A 7113-nucleotide genomic window follows, 5' to 3' on the forward strand; every position below is an offset into this window, starting at 1 on the left:
CATTATTTCTCGTCTATAGAAGGCTTAAAAGTTAAGCGTTAGCGGTAAAAATGTTTACCTTTTGGGATACTTATGAAAAAATAAATATCAAAAAACAATCAACGATATAGCGCCTAAAATTCTTGTATAGAGGGACAAGAGTGGTATAGAGAGAAGATTTGAAAAAATAGAGATTGGGTAAGAGAAGTAAACACTGTTTGGTAAAAACGTGGTACATATTACAAAAAAAATGATAGTATAGCTGGAATAATTAATCCATCGCTTCCGTGAGTGTTAATGGTTCCTGCATGTTTAGTCATTGGGTAGAACGGTGTTTAGTTAAAGCCCTAAACCCAAGCCTGATTATGGATCATGCCTCATTCTATAACGCTTATAAGACAAAAGCAGTGATTGAATCGCTGGGCTGCGGGCTAGTGTTTTTACTGCCATATTCGCCCCGATCTGAACTTCATTGACAAGATCTGCTCTTTTCATTAAAGATTTATCGAAAAAACGCTTTAATTTCTCAGGTGTTCTATAGTCTTATGGTGTACTGAGTTTTTCTGGCTTGACATACAAAACGCTTGTAGTGTTAGGACACAATGATTCGTAAGGAAACGTAAAAAATCGTTTGTGTGTACCCTTATAACGCTCGCGAGACTCTATCTTAAAAAATTCAGGTCACACTCAGAACGTTTGAGCGTTTGTATTCACTCACTGAGAGATTTTAAGAAAACACCTCAAAATATGACTCACATTTTTTAGATTTTGCGAATTATATCATCTAGATACTTGTATTATACGGTATGTCTTTTATTTTTTTTGTTTTAAAAACGCATCTAGTATCAGTAGAAATAGTGTCAAGAGTACTGCACCTTTGTGTGAGTTTTTATTCACACTCCCAGTGCAAAGAGGAATCTTCGTCGTCTAATAAGATTTGACATGCAGTAAACTAGATGAAATATGAGGTTAGAGTGGAACGAAAAATAAAAATACTTAAAATTTTAAGTCTATAAAGAATTTTGGGTTTCAAAAATATTTTTATTGCATAATTGTCACAATTTCAGAATCAAAAGGACTCTAAAACCATTAATCTTAGGCACTTTTTTTATTTAACTAGTCACGTAAAAGATTGAAATAGAAGGAATAAAGTATAGTATTGACATCAAAAAGAGGTTAGAGATGTCAAAAAACTATACAAGTGATCTAAAAGACGCAACGTGGAAAGCCACAGAAGAAGCAATCAACCAGAGAAAAAGGAAGGCCGCCACCTAAAGATTCTAGGCTGGTATAGAACGGCATAGTTTATATAGCCAATTAACGATAGAATGATTATAATAGAAGAAAAGAAAAGATATTTAAAGATGTCGTATTCATTAGATTTTTGTCGCAAGAGTTTAGGAATTAAGAAGAAAGAAGGGGTGTAGCTATCAGAACTCTGGTAAACGTTTTAGAATGTTTAGAATGGGTGATTATAGAGGGAATACGCGTTTAGAACCGAACTCAGAGCCTGTATTTATGGATGAGGGATCCGCCTTAACAAGCCCATAGAATGCGCGATCATCATCTTATTTTTGACAGCTGCTACAGCACTTTCGTATTCTTTAGACAAACTTGGATAATGCTTGAGCCAAGCCAAGGTTCGTTCAAGAACCCATCTTTTGGTGAGCGCAGCCCATCTTAGGGTTTTGAAATTTCAATGGTCTTGTTAAGACCGTTTCTCACAAACGCTAGCATAGGTTTTCCATACCCGGAATCGGCACAAACGCTAGCATGGGTTTTCCATACCCGGAATCGGCACAAACGCTTTTGAGTGTCGGATAGTGTTGCCGAGTTTCTTAAAAAAGATTACACCCCCCTATCGTGATTCGCGTCATGAACAATAGCGTGCACCAGAGTGCCTTGTGTATCCACAATACTATGGCGTTTAGGTTCTTTTATTTTTTTTCCTTCGCCAATGCTGCGTTGTTCACAAGCCCCGGCAGTTTTGACCCTGTGTGAATCAATCCTGCGATCGCTTGGGTGTTCACTTCCACCAGCCTTGATTTGACGTATCTTAAGAAACTCGCTCAGTACTTTTTTCCATATTCCTTTGATCCTGCATCTTCGATAAAATGATTGTACAGGCGAGTATGGCGGAAAATCTTTAGAAAACATTCGCCATGGGCAGCTGCTCTTTATTATGTAAAATACTCTGTTAACACGCTCTTTCTTTTGGTTTTTACTTCTATTACTATACTTGCTCCATTCACAATGATCCTTAATGAGCTTTTATTTATGAATCCCTCATTCTTATTACCTTCAAACTTGACTATACTGCCTCCGTTTATCTATGAATACAGGTTCTAACAGTTTGTATTGCTTCTTTTGTTTTCTAAGCGTCATGAAATGAGGCATAATCCAAGATCGCTCCTTATCAGAGTTTTAGCGCTTTGATTCAACACGGCTCTCCTCAATGATTAAAAAGAGTCGTATTGCGAAACCTGTTATAGGGGGTATAGATTGATTCTTCATTAAGCGAGTATAATAGGTTCTTTTGGAATATGTGCTACGCTTTTTAGCAGTTAGGTTTTCATTTTTCTTAGTTCACCCTCTGTCTTTACAAAGCGTCCTCTCTAGACCACCCTTGTCACTTTATACAAGATTTTTAGGCGATGTATTGCTTCAAAAGCCTTCCTAGAGGTAAAGATTTGTTTATAGCTAAAGCCTTTAAGCCTTCTATAAACAAAAGCAATGCTTGCGTTAAATAGTCTAGCGATCTCTTCTCATAGTTTATCTTTGTTATTTTCCTATGGCCGAGGGTGTGTGGCGAGCTGATACAAACAAAACGGTTCTGGCACTGATCTGCTATTAAGGAATCAGCACCACAATGCGTTTTGAGACATGGGGTGAGCGCGTTCTTATACCAAAATTGAAGCCGAGGCAGACGGTTATTCTGAACAATGCAGTGTTTCTATACGTCAAAGCAAGGTGCTAAATTCATAGAGGGCCTCGGGTGTACGCGCTGCTTTGACTGGCCGGCTTATTTTTCTGACCTCAACTCAATCGAACATTTTTGGCCCCCCCTTAAGCGCAACATTCTCACTTTCAGCGCATCTTTTTCTTTTCTCTAAGTCATTTTCATCAGGGCTTTACCCCGCTTTCTTTGCAATCATATTGACTATATCCTGTAATCAAGGATATTTCTTTCATTACGCGAGAATGGTTACCAAATAGAAAATAATCAACATAGGCTATATAGTTTTCATAAAGCGTATCCAGCTCCACTACTATACACACTTCGTTTATTAAAAGTCTTTATTTAAAATAAATAAAAAAGTCATTGTACTTAACAAAAAGCTTATACACATCGCTAGAGTACAATTTTCAGTAGATGGGCGTTTTATAATTTAAATGATGAAAAATATTGTGCTTAAGATATAAAATTTTCCTTAACTGTCACTATAAGCAGCGCTTGTTAATGCGTAACTCCTAGATACTTTAAAACATTTTCTACCTTGAGTCGTGTTTTAACCGATAATCGTTTCCATAATATGTGGTATAAATATCTAAGTCTTCTAACGGTTTTGGAGCTTCTGTTTTATAAAGACGCTTACCCCCTGATTGATTGCCTCCTAGAAATCTTATCTTTGGCCCCACATCCAATCGCGATGGAGAAACAGGGGTAGACAAAGAATTGCCTTTTAGCAATCTTATATTTGGCCTATCCGATCCCGATGGAGAAGAGGAAGACAAAGATGTTATTCTTTTTGTACCCCGTGATGTAAACTGATTGTCCGTTAAGTCTTTTAGAAGTTTTACCTTAATTTCAAGCCGTTCTTTAAGACGTTCTTTTACCTCATCTGATAATTTATTATAGTCTTCTATTACCTTTCCTTTGTCCATCTCATAGATTTTTTCCGAATACTCTATTGGAAGATTAATGGATACCGCTAAATCTGATAGATTTAAATTAAGGTCTTTCACAAATTCGTCGAATATAAGTTTATCGTCTTGCGGAATTTTAAAATTTTTTTCTGCTTTTAGCTGGCTTCCAGTACCTAAGAGTACCCCCAGCATGAAAATCTTAATTAATGTTTTTTCATGTTTTTTCATGTTTTTTCTTGTTACTTAATTACTATTATAGTATACATGAAAAAAAATAAGAATTTGTTACACCATGATCTCCATGGAGGGTAAGCGTCGATAAGATTCTAGAGCTGTATTTCTGGAATGCTCCATATCCACAATGGGCAATGGATAGCTTTGACCTAAAGTAATCCCCGCATCTTTTAATACTGCTTCAGGCGCTTTCCAGGGGGAAAACACGTAGGTGTTGGGTAAATGTTCCAGTTCTGGAACGAATTTTTTCGTATATTCCCCGTCGGGATCAAATTTTTCTCCCTGAAGAATGGGATTAAATATTCTAAAATAGGGCGCAGCATCCGCCCCACATCCCGCAACCCACTGCCAACTTGCGCTATTGTTTGCCAGATCTCCATCTACTAAACACTCCCAAAACCAGTCTCGACCATGATGCCAGTGAATCATTAAATTTTTTACTAAAAACGATGCAACGATCATCCGAACTCGGTTGTGCATATAGCCCGTTTGCCAAAGTTGGCGCATACCTGCGTCCACCACCGGATATCCAGTCGTTCCGCTGCGCCATGCCTCTAAAAAACGCGTATTATCTTTCCAAGGAAACGCATTAAATTTAGTTTGAAAATTATCAAAAGGAAGTTTCTTAAAATGTGTTAAAAGATAACAGGAAAACTCTCGCCAAATCACTTCACTTAAAAAGTGCTCCTTATCTGCAGAGCAGACCTTCAATGGGTCAATAGCCTTTACAGAGTGCCAAATTTGATACGGAGAAATTTCTCCAAAGTGAAGATTTACCGATAAGTGCGAGGTGTTCTTTCTTCCAGGATAGTCTCTCTCCTTTTTATATCCTGGCAATCCGTTACGCAAAAAATTATTTAATTTATTCATCGCTGATTCTTCACCAAAATCCCAATACTTTTCAATCTTATCCCGCCAAGAAACATTGGAAGTCAATTTTAAATCTGCAAGGCGAGTATTATTTTCGTGGTCTCTCATTAAGATGAGATGCTCTGGTTTTGGCAAAGGGCTTCTGGGTTCTAGAGAACATACTTTTTTTTTGTACGCACTAAAAACTTTATAATATCCGCCATCTTCTTTATTAATGTCTTTCGGAACCCACAAATAAGACCCATTAAATATTGTATAATTAATTTTTAAATCTCTGAGTATTTTTTCAATCGCTTCATCACACAACACAGTCCATGGCTCATAACAGTGATTCCAAAATAGATGTTCCACATTATATTGTTGAATTAACTGCAAAATTATTTTTTCTGGTGTGCCAATATATATGTTGAGATGGTCCCTCAAAGTTTCATTAAGACGTTCTAAGGAATAGTGCAAATAAATTTTACTTGCACTTCCACTCTTAAAAGAGGAGGGTGCTAAATCATCTAAAATATAGATAGGCAATACTTTCCCTAATCGCGAGGCTTCTAAAAGTCCGGGGTTATCCGTCAAACGTAAATCTTGTCTAAACCAGAAGATTGAAATACACTGTTTCATACTATAATCCTTTTTCTAAATTATTAAACAGAGAACAGTAAAGTGCCTTACAAATTTTTTTTAGAAACTGTTTTCTTACTATCATTATAACAAATATAATCCCATTTTCAAGCTAAATTATTATATACCTTAAAAAACCGTTCTGCCTGCTGGTATAATTTTAAGGAATGTTTGTAATTCCGTTCACTGAGTATTGATATGATTAAGTCAATAGAAAAGCTGCGATTATTTGGAGTACACTTAAAAAAGTATTAAAATTGATTCTTTTACCAAATTTTTGTGTTTTTTCTGTTTCTACAGTGTTTTAGATAAGAGAAAAGATTAGGTAATCTACGCATCTACGGCATTTGTAAGCTTAGGTATACGTTCAAACCCTCTACTTCGAACTTAGAACCTGTATTTATGGATGAGGGATCCGCCTTAACAAGCCCATAGAATGCGCGATCATCATCTTATTTTTGACAGCTGCTACAGCACTTTCGTATTCTTTAGACAAACTTGGATAATGCTTGAGCCAAGCCAAGGTTCGTTCAAGAACCCATCTTTTGGTGAGCGCAGCCCATCTTAGGGTTTTGAAATTTCAATTGTCTTGTTAAGACCGTTTCTCACAAACGCTAGCATGGGTTTTCCATACCCGGAATCGGCACAAACGCTTTTGAGTGTCGGATAGTGTTGCAGAGCTTCTTAAAAAAGATTACACTCCCCTATCGTGATTAGCGTCATGAATAGTACCGTGAACTATGCCTTGTGTATCCATAACACTATGGCGTTTAGGTCCTTTTTTTCCTCCGCCAACGTCGCGTTGTTCACAAGCCCCGGCAGTTTTGACACTGTGTGAATCAATCCTGCGATCGCTTGGGTGTTCACTTCCACCAGCCTTGATTTGACGTATCTTAAGAAACTCGCTCAGTACTTTTTTCCATATTCCTTTGATCCTGCATCTTCGATAAAACGAATGTACAGTGGAGTATGGTAGAAAATCTTTAGGAAGCATTCGCCATGGGAAGCCGCTCTTTATTAGACCTCTTCAGAAACTGGATTAAATTTAAAGTTTGATGTAAACGCTCTATAGAAGGATCTGTCATGAAGTAGAAAACTATGAAAAAAATTTCGTCGTTTAATAGGCGTTAAAAGATCACCTTTTGAAAAGATGCTTGATATTTTGAGAGAAGCCGAACGCCTTAAAAAAGGGAAAGTCGGTCGAAAAAAAAAGCTTATTTTAAAGGATCGCCTTCTTATGGCTCTTGAGTACATACGGGAATACCGTACTTATTTCCATATAAGCCAAAGCTATGGGGTTAAGTAAGAGTACGGCTTATGATAGGATTAAATGGATAGAGGGCACGCTTATCAAGCACCCTGATTTTGCTTTGCCAAGTAAGAAAGCTGGGTGCTTTTGAATCATGCCTTATTCTATACATTATCAAAAAACGTGAGAGCTTATCTACTCTTCGGGCTAAAAATAATACTTTTTCCCTTTTACGCAGCCGATTTTAATCCTATACAAAAGTTCTGGTCTCATAATAAGCCGATGGAGTAAGGAGC

5 protein-coding genes and 1 pseudogene are annotated in these 7113 nt (G+C 37.1%); 1 reads left to right on the forward strand and 5 read right to left on the reverse strand.

Annotation, left to right across the window (positions count from 1 at the left end):
- Positions 1 to 1659: 1659 nt before the first annotated feature.
- From HCUR_RS09895 to HCUR_RS06305, 5 genes are all read right to left on the reverse strand, one after another.
- A complete protein-coding gene (locus HCUR_RS09895; RefSeq protein ID WP_279337771.1) occupies positions 1660 to 1782 on the reverse strand; it encodes a hypothetical protein in 123 nt (40 codons plus the stop codon).
- 45 nt (positions 1783 to 1827) lie between these two features.
- Positions 1828 to 2244, reverse strand: coding sequence for a transposase (locus tag HCUR_RS06290; RefSeq protein WP_104207241.1), 417 nt, complete (start codon positions 2242 to 2244; stop codon positions 1828 to 1830).
- 1227 nt (positions 2245 to 3471) lie between these two features.
- On the reverse strand, positions 3472 to 4074 hold the full coding sequence (locus tag HCUR_RS06295; RefSeq protein ID WP_104207242.1) for a hypothetical protein: 603 nt from the start codon (positions 4072 to 4074) through the stop codon (positions 3472 to 3474).
- Positions 4075 to 4131: 57 nt separating this feature from the next.
- Positions 4132 to 5568 carry a cryptochrome/photolyase family protein gene (locus HCUR_RS06300; protein ID WP_104207243.1) on the reverse strand — a complete coding sequence of 479 codons (1437 nt, stop codon included), beginning with the start codon at positions 5566 to 5568 and terminating at the stop codon, positions 4132 to 4134.
- 694 nt (positions 5569 to 6262) lie between these two features.
- Entirely contained in the window at positions 6263 to 6586 is a 324-nt protein-coding gene (locus HCUR_RS06305; protein WP_341476060.1) for a transposase, read from the reverse strand.
- A gap of 102 nt (positions 6587 to 6688) precedes the next feature.
- On the opposite strand from HCUR_RS06305, the pseudogene HCUR_RS09660 reads away from it, so the two are divergent.
- A pseudogene (locus HCUR_RS09660) lies at positions 6689 to 6956 on the forward strand (helix-turn-helix domain-containing protein); the annotation flags it as partial.
- Positions 6957 to 7113 lie beyond the last annotated feature (157 nt).

Source organism: Holospora curviuscula (genome assembly GCF_002930195.1).
GTDB lineage: Bacteria > Pseudomonadota > Alphaproteobacteria > Holosporales > Holosporaceae > Holospora > Holospora curviuscula.